The organism is Nonomuraea rosea (genome assembly GCF_039539705.1).
Lineage (GTDB): Bacteria > Actinomycetota > Actinomycetes > Streptosporangiales > Streptosporangiaceae > Nonomuraea > Nonomuraea rosea.
Genome location: NZ_BAABDQ010000054.1, coordinates 1 through 22,504 on the forward strand (window position 1 = coordinate 1; position 22,504 = coordinate 22,504).

Consider the following 22,504-nt stretch of genomic DNA (forward strand, 5'->3'; position numbering starts at 1 on the left):
AGGCTGCTCCCACCCTCCCCGGTGATCCCCGGATCAGGCTGCCTCCAGCTTCACCCCACCGCTACGACGGCAGAGCGACGGTGGTCTTTCACCTCCGTTCGGACAAACAGCGCTTTCCATGGCGCACCGGCACGATTCTTACCGGCACCCCATCCACTGGCTGCAGCGCCCCGACCGCGATCAGCTGCGCCTGGCCGCCGCCCGCCACACGCGGCATTGGCGAACGCGGCCGTTGGGCGTCGGCTGCCGAGTCTGGCGGTGGTGTTGGCGTTCGTCCGTGCGTGTGACGGGGATCCCCGGGAGTGGGAGCGGCGGTGGCGCAGCGTGGTCGCCGAGTTGTCGGATTCGTCCTTCGCGCTCGTGGCGGATGACCGTGCCGCACCCTATTTGGGCCTGGCCCCGTACGACGCCGACCGGTTCTTCGGTCGGACGAAGATGACGGCCCGGTTCGTGGAGGGGCATGACGAGCATCCGAACGAAAGGTCCCGTTAACAGAGCAGCGTTGAGCGGCTTGCCGAGACTTTCCGTTCAAATGCGTCTCGCCGAAAGGTTTTCGCAGGTCATGACGGATGCAGTCGGGTGGCCTGAACGGCTGTGACACGGGCGGCGTACACGCGGTGCGCCTTGCGCTCGGTCGGGCTGGCATTGGCGAGGGCAGCGCTCTGTTCCAGCGCGGCGCAGTGGAGTGCGAGCGGGGCCGTGATGCGGACCGAGTAGCCGTGGCCGCGGCGGATGGTCTGCCCGGAGGCGAGGGCCTGGCGGCGGTTTCATCACCAGTGGTACGCAGGTGATCGGCGAGCAGTCCCGGCAGATCGAGGGTCGCGTCCGGGCCCAGTGCGGGCAGGCGATGCTGCTCGCCGGTGTCGGTCGGCGGCGCGTCGAGCTGGTCGGGCAGGTCGCGGGCGCCGGCGGCGTCCAGGACGCGGCGGATGGTCTTGGCCTGGAACTCCCGTCGCTACGGCGAGCCGCCACGCTGCTGATCGTCTATAGGGATCGAGTGGTGAGTCGAGACCGGCCTCGGGGAGCAATGCGCGCCCTGGCCGACCCCGGGCTGAGCGAGGGGCCGCTAGTCAGGCGAATCAGGTCCTTTCGTTCGCCTCTGGGCCGGCTGGAGAGGTGTGCGGGCGCAGGGTCTGGGTCGAGCGATCAGCAATCCAGTCGCTGACCTGACCATCAGCGTCAGTGACCCGGACCGACATGCGCTCTCCCGCAGGGGGATCGGAGAAGATCACCAACGCGCGGTTATCGCCGACGTGTCCCGCGCCGACGGCGTAGGCCGTCCCTTGGAGCTCCGCCGCCGCCAGCAGCACCGGCCGCGCCTCGACCCGTGCGCCGAGCACGGCGTCGAAGTCGGTCAAGCGCAGTAGTTGCCCGTCCCGGGTGCCGATGAACACCTCGATTGGATCGCCGCCCTCGTCACGGCGAAGCACGAAATCGGACACCCGTACGCGCAACTCCACGGACTGGCCGGGAGCCTGAGCCACCACCTCCCGCAGGTCCGCGCCATCCAGAAAGATCCCCACCAAGTCGGCGACGCTGCACAGCACCATGCCCTTGGCGTCAAAGACCGCGGCGCCCGCCGGCAGGGGAATGGCCTGACTGTCCCCATTCCGGCTGACCTGGCCGGAGACGGAGATCAGGCGTTCTCGAATCAGGTCGCGGAATTCCAGGTGCGGCTGCCCCAGCTGACCGAGAGGCCCGTCGGCAGGGATCGGCCTTTCCGGCGTCACCAGCTCAATGCCGTAGTAACGGGCTTTGGCGACCGCGCCCGCGGTGAAACCGCTGGAGGAGACCATCACCATCTGATCCAGCTCCAAGGCCGCCTGCTTGGTGACCACCTGCTCGACCCAGGTAATGTCCGGCTTCTGGATGTGGTCACGGCACTCGACCCCGATCCGCACCTGCCTGCTATCACGAGCACGGCTGGTGATGAGGACGTCGACTTCACGCAGGCCCGCCCCTGTACGGTCAGGCAGCATCGCCGACTCGGCGACCACGGCGTCGGCATCGACATGTGACGGATGACGTAGACGACCGCCTGGAAGTCATTGGACCGTACGGGCATGCGGACACGGTAGCGGTGGGGGCCGACGGTTTCCGGTCGCCCCGGTGCGCGGCCGCGGGGGGTGAGGATGGCCGCCGCGAGCACCGCAGCGGCCAACCTGCGGCAGTACGCCGAACATCCCGTCACCGCCGTCGTCCGCGACGCCCTCGCCGCAGGCCTCGACTGGTGGGCACTCGGCGAGCACCTCGGGCCTGCACCTCTGGCCTGCACCCACAGGCCGCCTACGAGCAGTACCGCGGCGCCGCCGAAGGGCCTGCGCACACCGGCGCAGCAGCGCCCTGACCTGGCCGTGGTCTGTACCGCCGGGCTGCTCGACGCCCACGACCTCGACAACGAGTCCGGCATCGACCTCGACGACCTGGGCGACGACCACAGCCTCACCCAAGATCTATCCGTGGTGCGGCTGCGCACCGCCGCAGCGGCCGTCGGTGAGGACGCGTGGATCGCGGTCCGGCTGCCCGGCACCTACGAGGGCGAAGACGAGATCGACGACAACGCGGCGATCAGCCGCTGGAGCACCGTGGTCACCCACCCCGACGAACTGGGCTGGCTGCGCGAGGCCCTGCACCACCGCGACGAGACCGAGGACCCCGACGACGAGCTCGAACCGCTGTAACCACGGGCGTCACGCCCGGCCGCCACGGTGGCGCCGGTCGGCGACACCCCTGCTCACTGCGGCGCGGCCCGGCGCCTGGTCGTGGCCGCCGGGCCGGTCGGATCGTGTCAACCCACGTGTACACCAGTCACCTAGAACCGGCGCCAGGCGAGCCAGTTCGGGACATTGCCATTGACGTCGCGGGGATCGGCGACGTGGTTGTTGGGGTCGCACCAGTCCACGATGAGGTCGTACTTCGAAAGTCCCCCCTGCCACGTTCCGGTGGGCATGAGGCACCGGCCGGCGCCCCAGGTGTCACTGACGAACTTCACCCAGCCGTTCTTGCCCGCCGCATACCAGGAAGTTCCCGCATCGGTGCAGTAACCCAGGCCGACACGATCCGTCGGCCAGGCCAAGGCCTTGAGGCATGCGCCGGTCTCCGTGTGCTTCACTTTCATGTAGCCCGCGTCCCCGACGGTCCACATCTGGAAGTCGATTTCTCCATGGCCGCACCGGTGGAGATAAGCCTCGCTCCCGTCGCCGTCCAGGCACCAGCCCGGATTCCCCATGTTCTCGTAGTGCGTGTCTCCGGCAGCTGACGCCGGCGTGGCGCCCAGCATGAGACTGGCGACCGCGACGATCACCGCGACGCCGAGAGTGCCGAATCTTCTGAGTGCCGTCGTCCTGCGCGTGACCATAACCTTCTACCCCCATGCCGTCGGTGATGCCGAGTCAGGCCAAATGGTTGGTGTCGGTTGCCTCGTGCCCCAGTTTCGGGCCGCACGGCGGCCCTGTCGTTAGCACCGGGCGCACAGTCGTGCGCACGCAGCGCACATCGGCAGGCCTCGCTACGCTGGAAGCGCATCAGGGGGAGGCGGGGAGCCATGCTCACTGTGTTCGACAGCGCCACGATCGCCGCACGAGACCGCCTGGATGCCTGGCGGGATGTCACCGCCGCCTCGATGGCACCGACGGCCATCGATAGCCCTGCCCCTGAGGCGTTCATCGCCCGCCTGCGTGCCATGCCGCTCGGAGCTGCGCAGGTCACCTCCTTGGCCTACACGTCGTTAACGTCGCGGAGGTCATCGAAGGAGATCCGCAGGTCCGACCCGGAGTGCTACCAGGTCGGTCTCATCCGGGCCGGACGGCAGGGTATAGAGCAGAACGATGCCAGTGTCATACTCCGCCGCGGCGACCTCGTGATCTACGACAGCTCCCGGCCATTCGAGGCGATCGTCAGCGGGACGTCCCTGGCGGAGACGGTGCACCTGCAGTTCCCCAAGAGGATGCTTCCGCTGCCCGTGAATCAGGTGAATGGCCTCTGCGCGCTTTCGCTACCCGGAACCGAAGGCATCGGCCGCCTCCTCGCGGCCTTCCTCGCCTCCCTGGCCGACGGCCACACCGGCTACACCGGCTACACCGAATGCGACGCGCTGCGCCTCGAGACCATCGTGGTGGACCTGACGACGGCCGTGCTCGCTCACCACCTGGAGCGGGAGAACCCGCCGCTCTACTCTCCCACGCACACCCTCTACCTGCGCATCATCGCCTTCATCGAGGAAAACCTGCACCACCCGCAGTTGCGTCCCACCACGATCGCCACCGCCCACCGGATCTCCCCGCGCTACCTGCATCGCATCTTCCAGCAGCACCATCCCGTCAGCGTCGCCGCCCACATCCGCGCCCGCCGCCTGGACCGGGCCCGCCGCGACCTGGCCGACCACCGCCTCGTCCACCTCACCATCGCCACCATCGCCCGCCGCTGGGGCTTCTCCCGCCCCGCCGACTTCAGCCGCGCCTTCCAGCGCCACACCGGCACCCCACCCCGCGACTACCGCAACAACTATCTGACCTGCGGGTCGGTCGGTGCCGAGCAGCTGGCGCAGCGTGGTGAAGACCCCCATCTTTCCCGCGCGAGCTCATCGAAATCGAGGCGGAGTGCGACGGCCGACAACTGCCGATCGGGGGATGTCGTCACACGGCCTGACTTTGGGCGGTGACCACCTTGAAACGGGCAGGTGTACTCGACGGCGCACCAGGCGTGGAACAGTGCGCTGCTCGGAGTATCGCCGTCGGCAGGTTCGACCTCGTACCGGACGCCCTCGATCACGACGTAGAGCCGCGGCCAGCGGATCAGGCAGATGCAGGCCCCGGCCATACCGGCGCCCCGCTGTCGCCGTGGGCCGAGGCGGGTCTTGGGCTCGCTACCCGCGCGGCTTGGCGCCGATGGCGTTGGTGACCGCCTCGACGTCACGGTGGCACGCCCGAGCTGCGCGGGACCGGCTGGCACCGGGGCGCGTACGTGCTCCGGCGGGACACGGACGAACACGTCGAGCTGCAGGTCATCACGCTCTGGGAGTCCTTCGACTCGATCAGGGCCTTCGCCGGGGACGACCTCGGCACGGCGGTCGTCGAACCCGCCGCCCGGGCCGTCCTGCCGTCCTACGACACCGCCGCGCGGGACGCCCCCGGACGCCTCACTCCGCGACGATCATCCCCTGGTCGTAGGAGCTGTCCTTCAGCGCCAGCCAGGCCAGCTCCCACGCGTCCATCGGGCGCACGTCCCGCAGCACCGCGAGCAGGTCGTCCTTCGTCGCCAGCTCGCCCGTCACCTCCGCGAGCGCGTTCCCCCGCACGGTGACCAGCGTCGAGCCCAGGTCCACATGATCGCCCCAGATTCCCGGGGCTACTTCCTCGCACGCGCCCCGCACCTCGGAGCCGCAAGCCTGCTCGGCCGTCAGCCCATAAGGTGCCTGGACGGTGACGGCCACCTCCAGACCATCGCGCCGGCGCTCGTAGTGGAGGAAGAGGATCCCTTCCGCCTCGTCGACGGAGTCGAGACGGTATTCCGGCTGGTCGGTGGCGATGACGGGCACTTGTTCACGCGCCATCGTCTGTGCGGCGACCAGCGCCGAGAGGGGTCTCTCTCCCAGGACGGCGGCGATGACGAGGACGAGGACCGTCCCGATGGTAACCAGGCGCGTCACCATGCGCAGCGGCAGCGCCGTGGCCCCGGCGAGCAGGTAGCCGACCGCTCCTATCCCCATGAAGGCCAGAAGGCTGCCCCACCCGCCCATCTCCGCGATCCCGGCGGGCGGGACCGGAGCCGCGATGAAGCCCATGACGACGAAGACCGGTCCCAGGATCGAGATCAGCCACCACAAGGGCAGCCTGCCCCAGAGGGTCAGCAGCGTGCCCGCGGGCAAGGGCATGGCCAGCATCGCCAGGAACACGAGGATGTTGTCATCCACTACTTGCGCCAGGGCGGCTTCCCCGATCCCGATCACGGCCCCCACCAGGGCCGCCCGGATTAAGGCGTTCATGCCCCGATCATGGACCATGATCGGGGCATGGACGTCAAGCCTTGAGCTTCAGCGTCCACGTCGATCGTCGGCGCCGAGGCCGCGGTCACCGCCTGGCGGCGGCACCTGATCGACGACCGGGCCGCGCCCAACACCATCAACCAGGGGATCGCCGCGCTCACCCTCATGTACGCCCAAATGGGGCTGCGCATCGACGTCAAACGCGCCACCGTCCCCAAACCGGGCGAGCCCGACGCCCTCACCACCACCGAGCAGGGCGCCGTCGAACGCGCCGCCACCCGCCGCGGCGCCCGCGACGCGGCGATCATCGCAGTCCTGCTGTATGCCGGAGCTCGCGAGGAGGAGTGCGTACGGCTGGAGGCCGACGACATCGCGATCACCGCCCGCACCGGCACGGTCCGCCTGCACGGCAAGGGCGACCAAGTCCGCACAGTCCCGATCCCACCGACCGCCCGGGCCCGCATTACTGCATGGCTCGACATCCGCGGCCGCCAACCCGGCCTCTTGTGGATCGGCCAGCGCGGAGCCCTGACCATCTCCGGGATCGTCCAGGTTGTGCTGGCCGTCGGCGACGATGCCAAGCTTCCCGGCCTGCGCCCCCATCGGCTCCGCCACACCTACGCCACCCGGCTGCGCGAAGGCGGTGCCGACGTCGCTCAGGTCCAGGCCCTCCTCGGCCACGCCTCCTCGGCACCTCGGCTCGGTATTTCCGCGCTGGCACAGCCGAGCAAGCCGCCGTCGTCAATCGCGTCTTCGACTAGGCACTCCAGGGCGAGTGGCTCGTCTCGTGCACCCGGCTTGGGGTGATCGTCGATGTGGCCCTGACTGGCCGCGTGAAGCAGTGCACCCTGCCGGGCGATGAGCCCGGCGGCGATGAAAGGCGTTCATGTACACGCAGCGATCCATCGCGATCAGCGGAGACCTCGGCAGCGGCAAGTCGATCTCGGCGGCGGCCTCAACCCTTGGGTTCCGGGCCTACGAACAGAATGGCCTGGTTCTCCGAGCCTGGCAGACCGTCGTAGAGGTACCAGTTGGGATCGACTTTTTCGGCGGGGATGCCGTTGGGGTACGGCCGGTCGGAACCTCTGTATCGGTAGCGGTACTCGATGGGCACGTTACGCGCGCGGAGGATGGCGGCCGCCTCCGCCACGGTGTACTTGTCGATGCCGGGTAGGCCGATGCCTGCGCCTGGCTCGTCGCCCGGGCCCGTGTCGTACATCTCCCCTTGCTCCGCCGCACGGCCGAAGACAATGCTGGCGTGGGACCGGTAGCTGATCGGCACCTTGACGGCCACCGAGCATGTGCGCTCCCCGCACGAGCCCTCAACCGCCTCGAGTCGGCCGGCGGGATCGTCGCCGTCCTCGATGAACAGGACCTTGCCGGCCTTGTCCGGGCTGGTGGGCGCCAGCTTGAGGTCGATGTCCATTCCTCGCTGCTGGAACTCCTCCCGGTAACGCTCGGGATCGGCGTTCGGGTCCTGCACCCGGACGACGAGGTATCCGCCCTCTCGCTGGAAAGAGAGGGCCGCCGCCTCGGCGCGCTGCGGCCCGACCCAGCCGGACGAGAAGGCGACGACTGCGGCGGCCGTCGCCGCCCCCATGAGCGGAATGCCGACGATCAGGCGCCGACGCCACCAAGACCGGGGTGCGGGTTCCGGGGTGGCCGCTGTGATGTGCTCTGCCAGTTCGTCCCGGGCCCCTGTGCTCACCAGCACGGCAAGCTCGTTGTCGGTGAAGGGGTTGAGGCGGCTGATCGAAATCTTGGTCATGCGGAGTCTCCTTCCGGTACCCGGGCGCGCGCTGCACGTCCTGGAGGGTCCACCGAGAGAGCGCGGGCCAGGCGGCGACGGGCCCGATGCAGGCGAATCCGTACGGCGTTGGCCGAACAGCCCAGCACAACTGCGATCTCGGCGATAGACATGCCCTCCCAATCCGCAAGCGACAGCACTTCTCGGTAGCCATCGGACAGGTCCTCGAATGCCTTCGCCAGGGCATCCATGTCGGCCGACTCCTCCCTCGGCTGCCGCTGGATGGCGCTCAGCTCGGATGCCAGCCGGGCGGTCAGTGCCGTGTGCCGCCGTTCACCGCGGTGATGATTCGCGAGCGCCCGGCGCGCCACTCCGAACAGCCAGGGGCGGGCCTTCTCGCCTGCAGGCACGTCGTCCAGCCGCCGCCATGCGGTCATAAAGGTCTCGGCTAAGATGTCCGCCGCATCATGGCCGTTCGCCGTCCTCCGTACCACGTACCCGAGCACCGGATCATGATTGGCCTGGTACAACTCCTCGAAGCGGCGACGCCTGTTGTCAGGTGGTCGCACGAACTCACTTCCTCTCTACAAGACCAGGGGCATCCGACACCCCACACATGTCCTGCAGAGACTGGATGATTTCAGTGCCGCCGGAATCAGGTTGCCGGGCCCCTGCGCCCTGATCCAGATCCGCCTCGATCGAGCACCACGACCGGGGGATCGTCCGGTGGTGAAGGCCTCAGGACCGCAGATGGACAAGGCGCTGGAGCGGGTGGCGGAGATCGCCGCGCTCGGCGTCGGTGAGGTGGATGTATCGGTGATCCCGCCGCGGCGGTTGGCTGAGCTATGGCGTTACGGCATGGACGGCAAGGCCACGCTGATCGATCGGCACGGTGTCGAGCGCAAGCTCGCCACGCTGCTGGCCACGATGGTGCACCTGACCATCCGGTCGGTCGATGATGCTCTTGACCTGCTGGATCTGCTGATCGCCACCCGGCTGCTGGCGCGTGCAGAGCGGGAGTCGTCGAAGGAGAAGCTGCGCACACTGCCGCGGGTGGAGCGGGCCTCGGCCACGCTGGCCGAGGCGGTGCGGGTGCTGATCGAGGCCACCGATGACCGGGTCGATGTCGCCACCGGCGAGGTACTCGCGCCGGGGCCGGCATCGGTCGATGAGGTGTGGGCGGCGATTGAGGCGGTCGTGCCGCGCCAGCAGCTGACCGCGGCCCTTGAGGCGATCATCGAGCTGACCCCGCCGACCGATTCAGATGCCGACGAGGCGTGGCGGGCGATGCTCGTAGGCCGCTTCGCCATGGTCCGGCCCTTCCTGTCGAGGTTGTGTGAGGTGATCGAGTTCGGAGCCACCGCCGAGGGCCGGCCGATGCTGGCCGCTTTGCGGGCGCTGCCCGCCTTGATGGAACGCAAGCGCGTCACCCCTGATGAGATCGACGTCTCGCTGCTGGCAGGGTCATGGCGGCGCCTGGTGCTGCGTGCGCCTCACCTGCAAGAAGGGCTGGTGGATTGGAAGGCGTACGCGTTTGCGTGCTGGAGCAGTTCCACCGGCTGCTGCGCCGCCGGGAGATCTTCGCGATCAACTCCTCCAAGTGGGGTGACCCGGGCGCCAAACTCCTGCAGGGTCCGGCGTGGGAGGCGCTGCGGCCCACAGTGCTGGCCAGCCTGCGCCTGCCCGAGCAGCCGGGCGCGTACCTGACCCTGCAGGCCGAGGCGCTGGATACGGCGTACCGGGAGGTCGCCGGGCGATTGCCGGCTAACACCAGCGCGAGCATGGGCACCGACGGGCGGCTGCACCTGGCGGCGCTGGAACTGGTCCCCGAACCCGACAGCCTGGTGGCGTTGCGGGCGGCGGTGGAGGCGATGATGCCCCGGATCTGCCCGAGGTGCTGCTGGAGGTGTTCTCCTGGACCGGCGCCGATGCCGCGTTCACCTCCATCACCGGAGAGGCGGCCCGGCTGGCCGACCTTCCGATCTCGATCGCCGCGCTGCTGGTGGCGCACGGCTGCAACGTCGGGATGCCCCCCGTCATCGGCGGCGCGAAGGCGCTGAGGCGCGACCGGCTGTCCCATGTCGATCAGACCTACCTGCGGTTGGCCACCTACAAGGCCGCCAACGCCACCCTCATCGACGCCCAGGCCGGCATCGGTCTGGCGCGGGCGTGGGGTGGTGGGCTGGTCGCCTCGGTCGATGGGATGCGCTTCGTCGTCCCCACGGCCACCATCCACGCTCGGCCCAACCCCAAGTACTTCGGCCGGGGCCGCGGCGCAACCTGGCTGAACATGCTGAACGACCAGGCGTCCGGCCTGGCGGCATGGTCGTGGCCGGCACCCCGCGCGACTCGTTGTACGTCGTGGACGTGCTGTATGACCGCGACGGCGGCAAACGCCCCGAGACGATCGTCACCGGCACCTCCAGCTACAGCGACATCGTCTATGGGCTGCTCACCTTGGCCGGGTTCTCCTACGACCCGCAGCTGGCCGACCTGCCCGACCAGAAGCTGTGGCGCATCGACCCCCGCGCCGACTACGGGCCCTTGCAGCAGACAGCGCGCGGGCGCATCGCCTTGGACAAGGTCGAGCGCCACTGGGATGACATCTGCCGGGCCATCGCCTCCATCCACACCGGGGCGGTACGCGCCCACGACGTCATCCGGATGCTGTCACGCGATGGCGGGCCCACCCCGCGCGGCGATGCGATCGCCCACTACGGGCGTATCCCAAGACTCTGCACATCTTGCGGATGGCCGACGAGCCCGCCTACCGGCGCGAGATCAAGGCCCAGTCCAACCTGCAAGAAGGCCGCCACGCCTTGGCCCGGCGGATCTTCCCCGGCAAACGCGGCCACCTGTACCAGCGCTACCACGAAGGCATGGAAGACCAGCTCGGCGCACTCGGCCTGGTCCTCAACGCCGTGGTGCTGTTCAACACCCGCTACATGGACGCCGCCGTGGCCCAGCTGCGAGCACAGGGCTTCGACGTGCGCGATGAAGACATCGTCCGTCTTTCGCCCTTCATCCACGCGCACGTGAACATGCTGGGCCGCTACTCCTTCGCCCTGCCTGAGCTGCCCGGAGGCCTGCGGCCCTTGGGAGACCCCGGCGATGTTCATGGCGATGAGATCAACGGCTGACAGGCCTGCCACCTCGCAATTCAGCCACGGATCGGCTGCGCGGACTCGACGGTGACGTCGCATACAGCGTGTCTCCCGGGCCTGGTCAATGGGAGCGTCCTGGACCGGAGGTAGTGCTGGGTCTACCGGCGTTTCTCGCCTCAGCGCCCGTGTGCCAAGATCCCCGCGCCGGTTGGATCGAGGCATGACATCGACAGATATGGTCCAGTTGTGGTCGGTGAGCAGGGTGTACGGCTCCGGCGACCAGGCGGTGGCAGCGCTGGACGCCGTGACCACCGGATTCGCGCCGGGCACCTTCACCGCGGTGATGGGCCCGTCCGGCTCGGGAAAGTCCACGCTGCTGCACTGCGCCGCAGGGCTGGACAGGCCCAACGACGGCAAAGTCGTCATCGACGGCACTGACCTCGGCACGCTGACGGAGAACGAGCTGACGCTGCTGCGCCGCGCGCGGGTCGGGTTCGTCTTCCAGTCCTTCAACCTGGTCTCCGCCCTGACCGCAGAGCAGAACGTCGCCCTCCCCCTCCGCCTGGCGGGGCGCCGGCCCGGCGTGGAGCAGGTGCGTGCGGCGCTGGCCGAGGTCGGGCTGGCCGAGCGGGCCAGGCACCGGCCCAGTGAGCTGTCCGGCGGCCAGCAGCAGCGCGTGGCGATCGCCCGCGCGCTCGTCACCAAACCTGCGGTGATCTTCGCCGACGAGCCGACCGGCGCTCTGGACACCACGACCTCCCGATCCGTGCTGAAGCTGCTGCGCGGGATCGTAGATCACCAGAATCAGACCGTGATCATGGTGACGCACGACCCGGTCGCGGCCGCGTACGCCCACCGGGTGCTGTTCCTGGCCGACGGCCGGGTGGTGGACGAACTCACCGGAGCCCCCGGGCCAGAGACGATCGCGGCCCGGATGGCGAGCCTGGAGGCGGCGGCATGCTGAAGCGGGCCCAAGAACATGTGTCAGCGCCGCGCGCAGCGCGGCAGGTCCAGGGCGCGACAGGCCGCGGGGGGCGCGGTGGCGGTTCACTCGCCCTGGCCTGGGATCTGGCGCGCGGCCGCTGGGGCAGCCTGGCCGGCACCTTCCTGGCGCTCGGCCTGGCGGTCGGCATCCTGTCCATGACGGGACTGGTCTTCGCCTCCGCCCAACCTCAGGTTCCCGCCCGGTACGCAGGGGCGGCCGTCCTGGTCAAGACACCCTCCACCGGCGGAGAGGTCAACGGCTTGTTCTACCCGGACAAGCCCTGGTCGCCCGAGCAGGTGCGGTCCCTGACCGAGCGGCTCGGCCGGATCCCGGGGGTGGCCGCGGCCGTGTCCGACCGGACCTTCTACGCCCAGGCGGTCATCGGCGGCAAACCCGTCACGGGTGCCACCCAGGGATACCTGTGGCCCAGCGCCGCGCTCGCACCGTACCGGCTGGCCGCCGGCAAGCCCCCGGCCGGCCCCGATGAGGTCGTCGTGAGCCGCGCGCTCGGGCTGGCACCCGGCCGGCAGGTGACGGTGCTCACCGCCGACGGACCGGCGTCCTACTCGGTGTCCGGCACGGTCGCGGGCCCCGGCTACTACTTCGCCCAGGCGCGGGCCAGCGGGGTGCGAGTCATCGGCCTGGCGGCCGAAGCCGGTGCAGACGTCGCGGCGATCAAGCGTGCGGCCCGAGCCGTCGTCGGCGCCAAGGGGCTGGTCCTGAGCGGTGAGGCCAGATCGGCGACCGAACCTGTGGCGGACGTTCAGACACGGTGGTTCGGCTACCAGATCCTCAGCGGCATGGCGATCCTGGTGGCGTTCACGGCTGTGTTCATCGTGGCCTCCACCTTCGCGTTCGGCGTGGCGCAGCGGCGCAGGGAACTGGGGCTGCTGCGGACGGTGGGCGCGACCCCGCGCCAGATGCGCGCCCTGATGCACGGCGAGGCGCTGGTGATCGGCGTGGCAGCCGCCGCGGTCGGGGTCGCTGTCGGTACGGCGTGCGCTCCCGGCTTCGGCCAGACCCTCGTCGATCTGGGATTCCAACCGCGGAGCTTTGCCGTGGAGATCCGGCTGTGGCCGATGCTGGCATGCTTCGCCGCCGGGCTGGCGGTGGCCCAGCTCGGGGTATGGGCGGCTTCGCGCCGGGCCGCGAAGGTGGCGCCGCTGGAGGCGTTGCGTGAGGCCGTGGTGGACGAACGCCCGATGACCGCCGGCCGGTGGGTGTTCGGAGCGCTGTTCACCCTCGTGGGAGTGGTGCTCGGTGTCTTCATCGCCGGAGAGTCCGACAGCGTGATCCAGTACTCCTTCTACGCGGCGGGAACGCTGATCGTCGGGCTTTCGCTGCTCGCGCCCGCGGTCATCCCGCCGCTCGTGCGCGCCGTGTCGTGGCCGGTCCGCAGCGGAGCGATCGGCATGCTGGTGCGCCAGGGCGCGCTGACCGCTGTCCGGCGCACCGCATCGACAGCGGCGCCGGTACTGGTCACGGTCGGTTTCGCGGTGCTGGTCACCGGGATGGTGGAAACCAACGTCGGGGCCAACGGGCTGCGCCGGGCCGCCGCCGTCCAGGCGCAGTGGGTGCTCGCACCGCAGGACACACCGGGCCTCACCGACGCCGCCGTCTCGGCCGCGGGAGGCTCCTCCACGCTGCCGACCACCGTCTACACAGGCGCCAGACCCTTCAGCGCGATCGGCGTGGCAGGCCGGACCAAGGCGGACGTGATCGCCGGCGACCTGCAGGACCTACGAGGCGGCCAGACGATGGCCGTGGCCGAGTGGGCCGCTCGCGAGCGCGGCTGGCGCGTCGGCACCGCCGCGCCGGTGGCGTTCGAGGACGGGCAGAGCCTGCGGCTCACCGTGGTCGCGGTGCTCAACAAGGCCCCCGCCGACATCCTGCTGACCCGCCAGACTGTCCGCGATCACGATCCATCCGCACTGACCGAGCCCGTCTACCTCCCCACCCCCACTGCTGTCCCAGCGGACACCGGAGCCGTCATCGAGAAGGTCACCGACCGAATAGCCGGCATCAAGGAACATGAAGACGAACTGGTCTGGGTCTTCGTGCTCATCCTGGTCGGGCTGTCGGTGGGCTACAGCGCCATCTCCATCGCCAACACGCTGCTGATGGCCACCGCCAACCGGACCACCGATCTGCGCGTGCTGCGCCTTTCCTGCGCGACCACCGGCCAGGTGCTGCGGACCGTCGCCCTGGAGTCGACCCTGGTGGTCGCGATCGGCGCGCTGCTCGGCATCGCGGTGGCCGTGACGGCGCTGGTCGGCATCACCACAGGACTGACCAACATGATCGGCATGACCGTCAGCATGATCCTTCCCTGGCCCATCATCGGCGCGGTCATCGGCATCTGCCTCCTGCTCGCCGTCGCCGCCTCGGTCATCCCAGCCAGAACCGCGCTACAGCCACCCCGCCCGTAGCGACATGGCAGCTCGGGTCACGCATGGCCTGGCCGTCAGAGATCACAAAGGTTGAGAGTACAGAGCGGCACCGCTTTGATGATCTTGTGTTGGTTGACGGTGTACGGCCTGGACACGACTCCTGGCCGTTGTCTCTACCCCCGGGCTTCACCGCTTGCGTGCGGCGGGGTCGCGCCCAGCCTGCCAGCGTGCGAGCGCTTCACACGAGACCCGGGCGTAGCGGGCCAGCGAGGCGACCGAGGTGTGCCCGGAGTAGGCCAACAGGGTGGAGGTGTTCGCGCCGTCCTCGGCCGCGTGGGTCAGCGCCGAGTGCCGCAGCTGATGCAGCGTCCAGCCGCCGGTGGCGGCCTCGAACAGCTCGGCCGCCCGCCGATACGACAGCCGCGCCTTCCCGCTGCCCGCATCGATGTCGGCCGGCGGCAGTTCCACCCGGGCCCGCCGGTCGGTGGTAAACACCGGCCCCGCCCGGCGGCCCTCCAGCAGGCGAGGCAGCAGCCGAGCGGTGCCGGTACGCCACACGATCACGTCGACCGCGCCACCCTTGCGCCGTACCCGGGCTCGCCGGTTGCGCAGGTCCAGCTCCTCCACATCCAGTCCCAAGACTTCGGAGGCCCGCGCCGCCGACTCATACAGCAGCCGCCACAAGGTCCGCTCGCGTAACGCGATTCCCTCCCGGCCGAGCAAGTCGGCGACCTCGGCACGATCCAGCGACCGGGTGCGGTCGGCCTCGACCGGGCGGCGCTTGAGCCGACGCAACGGGTCCTCGGCGATCCAGCCCTGGTCCCGCCACCAGCCACTCGCCGAAGCCAGCGCGTTCAGCCGGGCGTTGACGGTGGCCGCTGAGCGCGATCCCCACTGCTCGATGAACCAGGCGGCGACCCGGTCTGCCGCCACCTCCCCTTCCAGAGCGATCACCGGCGTAAAAGGGCCGAACCTCGCGACCAGGGCGCGCAGCGCAGTGGCGTAGGACCGGGCAGTGTTGAGGTTGGGCACCCTGGCGAGGAACCGCTCGACCGCGTCCTTGAACACCGGCGCCTGCCGTTCGGCTCCGATCCTTTGGACGACCCCCACGACCGCCTCCGCGCTCTATCGCAGATAACCATGGAGTCTGGCCCTCGCGGGCGAGGACATTCCTCCAGGACGACATCGACGCTATCGGGGATAATCGCCAAGTATCTGCGGTCAATCGCGCTCGACGAGGCTCGACCCGAAACCGCACAGCGATGACCTGCGCGGACGGGGCTTGCCGATGTGGGAGCGTCGCCTCCTTGGGAGGACAGCTGCAGCAGGGCTCCGAGGCGGAGCGGGCCCCGACGTGACCGCCTGGTGCCGCCGGGCCCTCGCCGAGTACATCGCCCCCGCCCCCCTTCAGCGGCCCCTGCGACATCTCCTTCCGCGCGGACCCGTCGCAGCCTCGCCACGAAGTGGCTAGAGCTGGCGATGCCGAAGCACATGCAATAACTAAGAGTAGTCATTCAACTGCAAAGAGTGCATACTCGGGGTTCGCTGCAGGCAGCCCGATCCCGGGGATCAGATCCCGGCCCGTGCCTGTCGAGCAGCGAAGGTTGTCACGTGATGGGCTCAGCTCGTGGGATGCGCAGGGTGGGACGGCGGGCCCAGGTGACCCAGCGCCACAGCCACTCCATGGGGCCCTGGCGATAGGGGCGCAGCCAGAGGGTGGAGAACAGCCACTGGGCCGCAAGGATCACTCCCGCGGCTTGGAACGCCGCCGACGACGACTGGCCGATCGGCAGGCCGAGGATGTGACTGGCCGCCAGAACGAGGAGTGTGGCGGTCACATAATTGGTCAGTGCCATCCGGCCCAGCGGCGCGAAGACGAACTGCAGCACCGGTCTTAGCGGCGTTCTGAGCAGGACCAGCAGGACGCACACGTATATGCCGGCGAGCAGCAGATCGGCCAGGGTGGTCGTGGCAGGCAGGTACGTCGTGGCCCCGACGGCCCGCATGCCGGCCTGTACCCATAGGGCAGAGGCCAGTCCCGCCGCGAAGGCCAGGCCCAGCAGGAGCGGGCCTCGGGTGGACCGCTCGATCTTCTCGATCACCCCGTATCGGACCAATGCCGAGCCCAGCAGGAACAGCCCTGCGATGAGCAGGGGGCCGCCCCCGCTGATCACCGCCACCGTCATGAGCGCGGCGGCGAGGCCGGCCACGGCCCACCGCGGCAGCCAGGTCGAGGGCAGCAGAACCAGCAAGCCGGCGATGGCGTACTTGGTCAGGACTTCGCCCGGCCACAGCAGCATGTGCACCAGGCCGATCGCGAGCAGCGTCAGGAGCCGGCGCAGCAGGACCAGCCAGGGGCGGGGGACACGGTGCGCGGCGGAGTCGTGCAGCAGGGAGAACCCGATGCCGAACAGCAGGGAGAAGATCGGGAGCCCGAGCCAAGGGTCCCAGTCCCCCATGGGCTGCACCGCGACTGCAGTGCCGCCGTCGGCTATCAGCTGGATGTTGGCGAGCAGGATCTCACACAGTGCGAACCCGCGCAGAACGTCGAGCGCGGCGATACGCGGCCGGCCGGGGGAAGCCATGTGCGGGGTCTCCCCTGCCATTGCCCCGGCGCGGGTGGAGGGGACGCTGGGAGCGCGGGTCAGATCTCCGGCGTTCAGTCCCGGAGCGTGATCTTCATAGGGCATGGGGCCTCATCATGCGGCTGCGGGCTTAGCGCGGACATCGACCACAAGTCGGGTCTCACGGTCTGCGACCGTACTTTCGGCCGATTCAGCGCAGATGTTGGCCGCTGAGATGTCGGCGTGCTTTTCGCGCACGCCGCCGGTGTCGACGGCGCCCTGGACCTGTTCGACGCCGCGGCGGGGTCCGGTGCCGGCCGCGACCACCACGCTCAGCAGCGGCCTGGCCGACCTGCAGCAGGCCCTCCAGCACCACACCTAAGCCATGACCGCTGTCCGCGACAGCGCGGTGGCGGGCGAGCGGGCGAGCGGGCGAGCGGGCGAGCGGGCGAGCGGGCGAGCGGGCGAGCGGGCGAGCGGGCGAGCGGGCGAGCGGGCGAGCGGGCGAGCAGCGCATCCTGGCCGGCCTGATCCTGGCCCCGTCAGGAAGGGCTCCCCCGGCTGAGAATTCTCGCAGTCCTGGACAGTCTGGCCATGCTGGAGAGGGCAGGCTGGCAGCGCCTGGAAGCCGTCGGCTGTGGCGATCGCGGGGGAGCCCAGAGGCGGGCAGCGCTATTACTGGCACCACGAGGACGACGACTGGTCCGACCCGTACCACGACAGTGGTCCGTCTGAGTCGGACGAGTTCGGCTGACCTGGGCGAACAGTCGTCCCGGAAACGGTCGTATACGGGACGGCCGGGCAGTGGATGCCATCCCATTCTTGATCCGTTCAAGGTCGTGAATAATGACGCGAACCAGGGTGGTGAGTTGTACGCGGTGGTCACTGGCCAGTTGGGGAAATTGGCCCATGCTCGGATGCTTGTGAAGCTGACGAAGTGTTTGGCCCGTAGCGGATCTCGCGTTCCGGGGCTACCTTTTCCTGCGGGCATCTGAAACTAAGTACGTGAGCAACCTCAGCCAGGCGCAGGCACAGGTCAGCACCAATGTTCGCTGCGACACCGCCTGGTATATCCAGAACCAAGGCGGATGCATATTCCACAAGGTGACTCCCTACATCCAATGGAACCTGGGGCGGACATACGACAAGGCTTTCTGGAACTACTGGAACGCCTGCACCGATCCAGACGGCGAGACCTATCCCGCTTACGCAAACAAGTACTACATTCCCGGCTGCAAACAAGATCCCACCCGCGAGTACCGGATTCTCCACAGGACCACCCAAGTAAACAGAAACTCCAACCAGGCCAACACCAACACAACTTGTAACAAAATGTGGCCCGGATACTCCAGCAAAGACGGGCCGAACAGCTACCAGTGCGACGAGTTCCCCTTCGCGTCGACATATGAGCGCTCCAAGGTCCGCATGCTCCAAAGTAACGCATACGCCCTCTGCCCCATCCCGACCTCACACAATCGGGATGCAGGCGGCGCGCTGGAGACGCACTTCTATCAAAGGATCGCATTCTCGTGGGAGACACGTTCTCCAACACCTTCGGCCCGATCAGCGGCGGCTCACCTCCGCCAAGCCGAGAGGAGCTTTGCGGTGAGCCGGTGAACTGAGTAACATGCTGGCCGGTGACGCATTCCCGTTCGTCACCGGCCAGCATTTCCTCCCCGTCGAGGTGCCGATGTGCCTGTTCCCGAAGAATGGGCTCCGCGTTACCTGAAGTTCCTGGAAGATTACCCATGGCTATCCTGGAGCGGAATGTGCTGGACCGTGGTCCGCTCTCTGAGCGGCTCCCTCGATCTCGACGACCTGGGAGCCCGGCTCTGCACCGGAGGAAGCCCCGAACTGGTGGCCATGTCCGTGCGCGAAGGAGCACCGCCGTTCCGCCCCGCTAAGGTTCTTTTCGTCGGTGAGGGAGACGGGAGCGTCCTGCTGCTCGAGTCGAACGACGAGTACGGAAACAAGACCGCCGTTCGGGAAGCCCTCAGCGAATCGGCTGAGGTGTGGAGCGTGTCCTGGAATTTCAACGGCCACGACCGCCTCAGTCACGCCACCGGCGGGCACACCGTCTTCGACTGGCCCGACTACATCTACAACGACGTCGCCCATGGCGAAGTCCCGACCGCCGTGCGGGAACTCCTCGCCACACACACCGATCCACTCTCGGGTGGCCCGATGCCGGCAAGAGCCGCGGCGATGTCGCTTATCGAAGTTTCCACCGGCGCGCGCATGAGCGGCGATTGGGTAGATCGAGAGCGGCAAGCCTTCGTTGTGGACCACCCAATCCCACCGGACGAGATCCTCCCACCGCTCCTGGCCTTCGTCGATGCGGAACTCAACGCGCTCCTGCGCTCTGCTGCCAAACCAGTCCGTCGGAGGGCGCTCCTCCACATCGCGCGGGAAATGTCTGACCGATTCGGGCTCGGACACGATGTCGTCGGCACCTCCTGTGCCAGGCTGAGCAGCGGCCAGACCCTCTCCTCAGAAGAACTGAAAGGACTGCGAGCACTACAGAAGGCCGAGTGTCAGGCATGGGAGGCAGCAGGCGGCTCACAACGTGCCCCAATGGATGCCGCCATTGCCATTCGCTCGGCTCTTCACGCAGCCCACAGGGGATGCCACGACTTCGATGCACTGTCGAACGTGAAGTCCGCACTGCATGACGAATGGGCCAGGTTTCGGTTGGCCCTCGTGCGGATGGTCGGGGACAGCCTCTAACCTCGGGCTTTCGCGGTAAAAGGAAGATGTCACCATCGACCGTATTCTGATCGACGCCCAAGGGCTCGACTCTGACCGCTACAAACCTGATACTTCTACAACATCAAATGAACCTTTCATCCTTATTCGGCTTGCACGACGCGGTGGTTCTGAAAGACGGCGATGGCCTTGCAGAGGTGGCTGGACTTGCTGGGGTTGCAGCGTAGCTTCTGGAGCCAGTGCACGTGGGTCTCATCGGCGGCCCACACCACCGCCCCACCCGGCAGCGCGCGCGGCCGGGCGGTGAGGTCGAGCAGGACCGCCAGCGATCCAGGTCACCTTTGGCGATCAGCTTCGGCCGCCGCCAGATGGCCACTTGCCGCACCCGCCGATACAGGGTGCGACGGCTCACGGCGGGCCGGTTCAGCGCCTGAAGGTGTCAATACTCCCGTTCACGGTCGTGAGCTGCGGGTTGTCTTGGCTTCCTGGTCGGAGCGGTGGCCCGGGTCGGACATGCTCGAGGCTCGTGACACTCTGTCTCTTCTATATGATCTTCTGCCGCATTCTGGACTGGCTGACCCTGCTGGCTCGTGGCGACGCGACCAAGAACATGGAGATCCTCGTGCTGCGGCACGAGATCGGCGTGCTGCATCGTCAAGTTCGCCGTCCGAGGCTGTCGTGGGCGGATCGAGCGGTGCTGTCCGCGCTGGCCCGAGAACTGCCGGCGGCGCTGCGCGCCCACCGACTGGTGACACCAGGGACGCTGCTGCGCTCGCACCGGCGCCTGATCGCACGCCACTGGACCTACCCGCACCGGAGGATGGGACGACCTGCGACCGATCCGGCGATCGTGGCGTTGATCCAGAGACTGGCGCGGGAGAATCCTCGCTGGGGTTACGAGCGTATCCGAGGCGAACTACGGCACCTGGGCCACCAAGTCAGCGCTGCGACGATCCGCCGCATCCTGAAACGAACGCGCCTGGGCCCTGCACCGAGACGCGCCAACGACCGCTGGCGCGATTTCCTCCGCGCCCACGCCGCGAGCACGCTGGCGTGTAACTTCTTCACGGTGGACACCGTCACGCTGCGCCGGGCGTACATCTTCTTCGTGGTGGAGGTCGGCACCCGGTTCGTGCACGTGCTCGGCGTGACCGCCTACCCTGACGGCGCATGGGTTACCCAGCAAGCCCGCAATCTCCTCGCCGACCTGAAGGACCGGGCCGGCTCGTTCCGGTTTCTGATACGCGATCGGGACACGAAGTTCACCAGCAGCTTCGATGAGGTGTTCACAGGCGACAACATTCAGGTGCTGAAGATCCCGCCACGAGCGCCTCGCGATGTGGTCGCCGTCGATGGTGACGTCGGCGGGGAACCAGTGGGCGAGGTGTTCTGGCTGGGTGATGGCGCGCCAGACTTTGGCCGGTGGGTGGGGGAGCTCACCGAAGGCACCGGCCACGGCGCCCGCCTCATCATCACAGAACGCGTTCGCCGAGCGATGGGTCCGCACGGCACGCACGGAATGCACCGACCGGCTGCTGATCTTCGGTGAGCGGCACCTTCGTACAGTGCTGAACGAATACACCGATCACTACAATCGCCACCGGCCACACCGCTCCCTCGGCCTCCGAGTTCCCACCGATCACGACTCCGACGTGATCCCGCTGCCGACGGACCGAATCAAGCGCCGCCACGTCCTCGGCGGGCTGATCAACGAATACCAGCGCGGGGGGTATCCCTGCAGGTGTGGGAAGTGATCTTGGCCGACATCGAAGCAGCAAGAGGCAACTTCGTCGAAGCGTCGCAGGGCCGAAGTTCCCGTGTCCCGCTCGGAAACACGATTTCGTACTCCGAACTGGGGTTTTGCTGCATGATCAGGGCGGCGGCTGCGACCATCGCGGGGTGTTGTTGTCGCTGGTCTATCGGTTGGTGAGGTGCTTGTTCGGCTTGCTGGCGGTGCTGGTCCGCGCTGATCTGTCGAAGGACGTTGAGCTGCTGGTGCTCCGTCACGAGAATCAGGTGCTGCGCCGTCAACTCGGTGGTCGACTACGGTGGGGTCAAGCCGACCGGCTCTGGCTTGCGGCGTTGTCTCGGCTGGTTCGCCGTCGCCGGTGGGCGGAGGTGTTCCCGGTCACCCCGGCAACCATTTTGCGCTGGCACCGCAATCTTGTCTCGCGTAAGTGGACCTTCACCGACCGGAGGCGCCCGAGACGGCCCTGCACCCGCCAGCCGATTAAGGCACTGATCATTCGGATGGCCCGGGAGAACCCGACATGGGGGCACCGAAGAATCCAAGGCGAGTTGGCACGCCTGGGTTACCCAATCGCGGCCTCCACAGTGTGGGAGATTCTGCACGCCGCGGGTATCGATCCGGCGCCCCGCCCAGCCGGGCCGACCTGGCGGCAGTTCCTGACCGCGCAAGCCCACGCGATCATCGCATGCGACTTCCTCGTGGTCGAGACCATACTGCTCAAACGACTGTATGTGCTGATCTTCATCGAACGCGGCACCCGGCGACTACACCTGGCCGGAGTGACCCCACACCCGACCGGAACATGGACGGCGCAGCAGTCCCGCAACCTGGTCATGGACCTGGGTGACCGCATCTCCGGGCTGCAATTCGTGATCCACGACCGGGATCCGCTTTTCACTTCCGCCTTCAGGGAGGTCTTCGAAGCCGAAGTGCTGCGCATCATCACCACGCTGTCGCGGACGCCGAGGATGAACGCCATCTGCGAGCGCGTCATCGGCACGCTGCGCCGTGAACTCCTGGACCGGATTCTGATCCTCAATGAACACCACCTGGCCCTCGTGCTCCAGGAGTACCTGATCCACTACAACCGGCACCGAGCGCACCAGTCCCGGCAGCAACGTCCCCCGGACATCGCCACGCAGCCCGCCCACGACGTGACCGACCTCAACGACCTGCGATCCATCCGCCGAAAACCCGTCGTTGCAGGCACGATCAACGAATACCGCCACGCCGCGTAACCGCAGCTCAGACCACGTAACTCAATATTCGAGCGGC

The 22,504-nt window shown here is 68.1% G+C and carries 20 protein-coding genes and 3 pseudogenes; 13 read left to right on the forward strand and 10 right to left on the reverse strand.

What is annotated here, in order from left to right:
• Window positions 1–1,079: 1,079 nt before the first annotated feature.
• Window positions 1,080–1,997, reverse strand: coding sequence for a hypothetical protein (locus ABEA43_RS60200; protein ID WP_345577256.1), 918 nt, complete (start codon window positions 1,995–1,997; stop codon window positions 1,080–1,082).
• Between the two features lie 135 nt (window positions 1,998–2,132).
• Between ABEA43_RS60200 and ABEA43_RS60205 the strand changes: the two genes are divergently transcribed.
• The gene (locus ABEA43_RS60205; RefSeq protein WP_345577259.1) at window positions 2,133–2,681 is read left to right on the forward strand and encodes a hypothetical protein; all 549 of its coding nucleotides are present in this window, start codon (window positions 2,133–2,135) and stop codon (window positions 2,679–2,681) included.
• A gap of 131 nt (window positions 2,682–2,812) precedes the next feature.
• Here the strand turns inward: ABEA43_RS60205 and ABEA43_RS60210 are convergent, their stop codons facing one another.
• Entirely contained in the window at window positions 2,813–3,358 is a 546-nt protein-coding gene (locus ABEA43_RS60210) for a hypothetical protein (protein WP_345577262.1), read from the reverse strand.
• A gap of 195 nt (window positions 3,359–3,553) precedes the next feature.
• Here ABEA43_RS60210 and ABEA43_RS60215 point away from each other — a divergent pair, with 195 nt between their 5' ends.
• Window positions 3,554–4,660 (forward strand): helix-turn-helix domain-containing protein, encoded by a 1,107-nt coding sequence (locus ABEA43_RS60215; RefSeq protein ID WP_345577265.1) that lies wholly within the window; start codon window positions 3,554–3,556, stop codon window positions 4,658–4,660.
• Window positions 4,661–5,137: 477 nt separating this feature from the next.
• Here ABEA43_RS60215 and ABEA43_RS60220 read toward each other — a convergent pair whose 3' ends face one another.
• Window positions 5,138–5,983 carry a hypothetical protein gene (locus tag ABEA43_RS60220; protein WP_345577269.1) on the reverse strand — a complete coding sequence of 282 codons (846 nt, stop codon included), beginning with the start codon at window positions 5,981–5,983 and terminating at the stop codon, window positions 5,138–5,140.
• 165 nt (window positions 5,984–6,148) lie between these two features.
• On the opposite strand from ABEA43_RS60220, the gene ABEA43_RS60225 reads away from it, so the two are divergent.
• Entirely contained in the window at window positions 6,149–6,790 is a 642-nt protein-coding gene (locus tag ABEA43_RS60225) for a tyrosine-type recombinase/integrase (RefSeq protein WP_345577272.1), read from the forward strand.
• A gap of 148 nt (window positions 6,791–6,938) precedes the next feature.
• Here ABEA43_RS60225 and ABEA43_RS60230 read toward each other — a convergent pair whose 3' ends face one another.
• Window positions 6,939–7,751 (reverse strand): hypothetical protein, encoded by an 813-nt coding sequence (locus ABEA43_RS60230; protein WP_345577275.1) that lies wholly within the window; start codon window positions 7,749–7,751, stop codon window positions 6,939–6,941.
• Window positions 7,748–8,299: an RNA polymerase sigma factor gene (locus tag ABEA43_RS60235; protein ID WP_345577278.1), complete on the reverse strand. Its 552-nt coding sequence runs from the start codon at window positions 8,297–8,299 to the stop codon at window positions 7,748–7,750. The genes ABEA43_RS60230 and ABEA43_RS60235 overlap by 4 nt, the downstream gene beginning before the upstream one ends.
• A gap of 181 nt (window positions 8,300–8,480) precedes the next feature.
• On the opposite strand from ABEA43_RS60235, the gene ABEA43_RS60240 reads away from it, so the two are divergent.
• The 4 genes and pseudogenes from ABEA43_RS60240 to ABEA43_RS60255 all read left to right on the forward strand — a co-directional run bounded on the left by ABEA43_RS60240 (window position 8,481) and on the right by ABEA43_RS60255 (window position 14,248).
• Complete coding sequence (locus ABEA43_RS60240; RefSeq protein WP_345577281.1) at window positions 8,481–9,437, forward strand: hypothetical protein; 957 nt, start codon at window positions 8,481–8,483, stop codon at window positions 9,435–9,437.
• A 199-nt stretch (window positions 9,438–9,636) separates the two neighbouring features.
• Window positions 9,637–10,870: pseudogene (locus tag ABEA43_RS60245) on the forward strand (transposase).
• Between the two features lie 184 nt (window positions 10,871–11,054).
• Window positions 11,055–11,798: an ABC transporter ATP-binding protein gene (locus ABEA43_RS60250; protein WP_345577284.1), complete on the forward strand. Its 744-nt coding sequence runs from the start codon at window positions 11,055–11,057 to the stop codon at window positions 11,796–11,798.
• Between the two features lie 17 nt (window positions 11,799–11,815).
• On the forward strand, window positions 11,816–14,248 hold the full coding sequence (locus ABEA43_RS60255) for an ABC transporter permease (protein WP_345577287.1): 2,433 nt from the start codon (window positions 11,816–11,818) through the stop codon (window positions 14,246–14,248).
• A gap of 147 nt (window positions 14,249–14,395) precedes the next feature.
• On the opposite strand, the gene ABEA43_RS60260 is transcribed toward ABEA43_RS60255, so the two are convergent.
• From ABEA43_RS60260 to ABEA43_RS60270, 3 genes are all read right to left on the reverse strand, one after another.
• The gene (locus ABEA43_RS60260) at window positions 14,396–15,319 is read right to left on the reverse strand and encodes a tyrosine-type recombinase/integrase (RefSeq protein WP_345577290.1); all 924 of its coding nucleotides are present in this window, start codon (window positions 15,317–15,319) and stop codon (window positions 14,396–14,398) included.
• Window positions 15,320–15,816: 497 nt separating this feature from the next.
• Window positions 15,817–16,794 carry a DUF418 domain-containing protein gene (locus ABEA43_RS60265; RefSeq protein WP_345577293.1) on the reverse strand — a complete coding sequence of 326 codons (978 nt, stop codon included), beginning with the start codon at window positions 16,792–16,794 and terminating at the stop codon, window positions 15,817–15,819.
• A gap of 114 nt (window positions 16,795–16,908) precedes the next feature.
• Window positions 16,909–17,103 carry a hypothetical protein gene (locus ABEA43_RS60270; protein ID WP_345577296.1) on the reverse strand — a complete coding sequence of 65 codons (195 nt, stop codon included), beginning with the start codon at window positions 17,101–17,103 and terminating at the stop codon, window positions 16,909–16,911.
• Between the two features lie 55 nt (window positions 17,104–17,158).
• On the opposite strand from ABEA43_RS60270, the gene ABEA43_RS60275 reads away from it, so the two are divergent.
• The 3 genes from ABEA43_RS60275 to ABEA43_RS60285 all read left to right on the forward strand — a co-directional run bounded on the left by ABEA43_RS60275 (window position 17,159) and on the right by ABEA43_RS60285 (window position 19,500).
• Entirely contained in the window at window positions 17,159–17,338 is a 180-nt protein-coding gene (locus ABEA43_RS60275; RefSeq protein ID WP_345577298.1) for a hypothetical protein, read from the forward strand.
• A 440-nt stretch (window positions 17,339–17,778) separates the two neighbouring features.
• Window positions 17,779–18,390: a NucA/NucB deoxyribonuclease domain-containing protein gene (locus ABEA43_RS60280; RefSeq protein WP_345577301.1), complete on the forward strand. Its 612-nt coding sequence runs from the start codon at window positions 17,779–17,781 to the stop codon at window positions 18,388–18,390.
• A 75-nt stretch (window positions 18,391–18,465) separates the two neighbouring features.
• Entirely contained in the window at window positions 18,466–19,500 is a 1,035-nt protein-coding gene (locus tag ABEA43_RS60285) for a hypothetical protein (protein WP_345577304.1), read from the forward strand.
• Window positions 19,501–19,705: 205 nt separating this feature from the next.
• Here the strand turns inward: ABEA43_RS60285 and ABEA43_RS60290 are convergent.
• Window positions 19,706–19,906, reverse strand: a pseudogene (locus ABEA43_RS60290) (IS630 family transposase); the annotation flags it as partial.
• A gap of 393 nt (window positions 19,907–20,299) precedes the next feature.
• Between ABEA43_RS60290 and ABEA43_RS68480 the strand changes: the two are divergent.
• Window positions 20,300–20,434: pseudogene (locus ABEA43_RS68480) on the forward strand (helix-turn-helix domain-containing protein); the annotation flags it as partial.
• Here the strand turns inward: ABEA43_RS68480 and ABEA43_RS68485 are convergent.
• Window positions 20,396–20,995, reverse strand: coding sequence for an SRPBCC family protein (locus ABEA43_RS68485; RefSeq protein WP_425570657.1), 600 nt, complete (start codon window positions 20,993–20,995; stop codon window positions 20,396–20,398). The pseudogene ABEA43_RS68480 and the gene ABEA43_RS68485 overlap by 39 nt on opposite strands.
• Between ABEA43_RS68485 and ABEA43_RS68490 the strand changes: the two genes are divergently transcribed.
• Both ABEA43_RS68490 and ABEA43_RS60300 read left to right on the forward strand, forming a co-directional pair.
• Entirely contained in the window at window positions 20,880–21,233 is a 354-nt protein-coding gene (locus ABEA43_RS68490) for an integrase core domain-containing protein (protein WP_425570653.1), read from the forward strand. The genes ABEA43_RS68485 and ABEA43_RS68490 overlap by 116 nt on opposite strands.
• A gap of 181 nt (window positions 21,234–21,414) precedes the next feature.
• Window positions 21,415–22,467, forward strand: a complete 1,053-nt coding sequence (locus tag ABEA43_RS60300; RefSeq protein ID WP_345577310.1) for an integrase core domain-containing protein — start codon at window positions 21,415–21,417, stop codon at window positions 22,465–22,467.
• Window positions 22,468–22,504 lie beyond the last annotated feature (37 nt).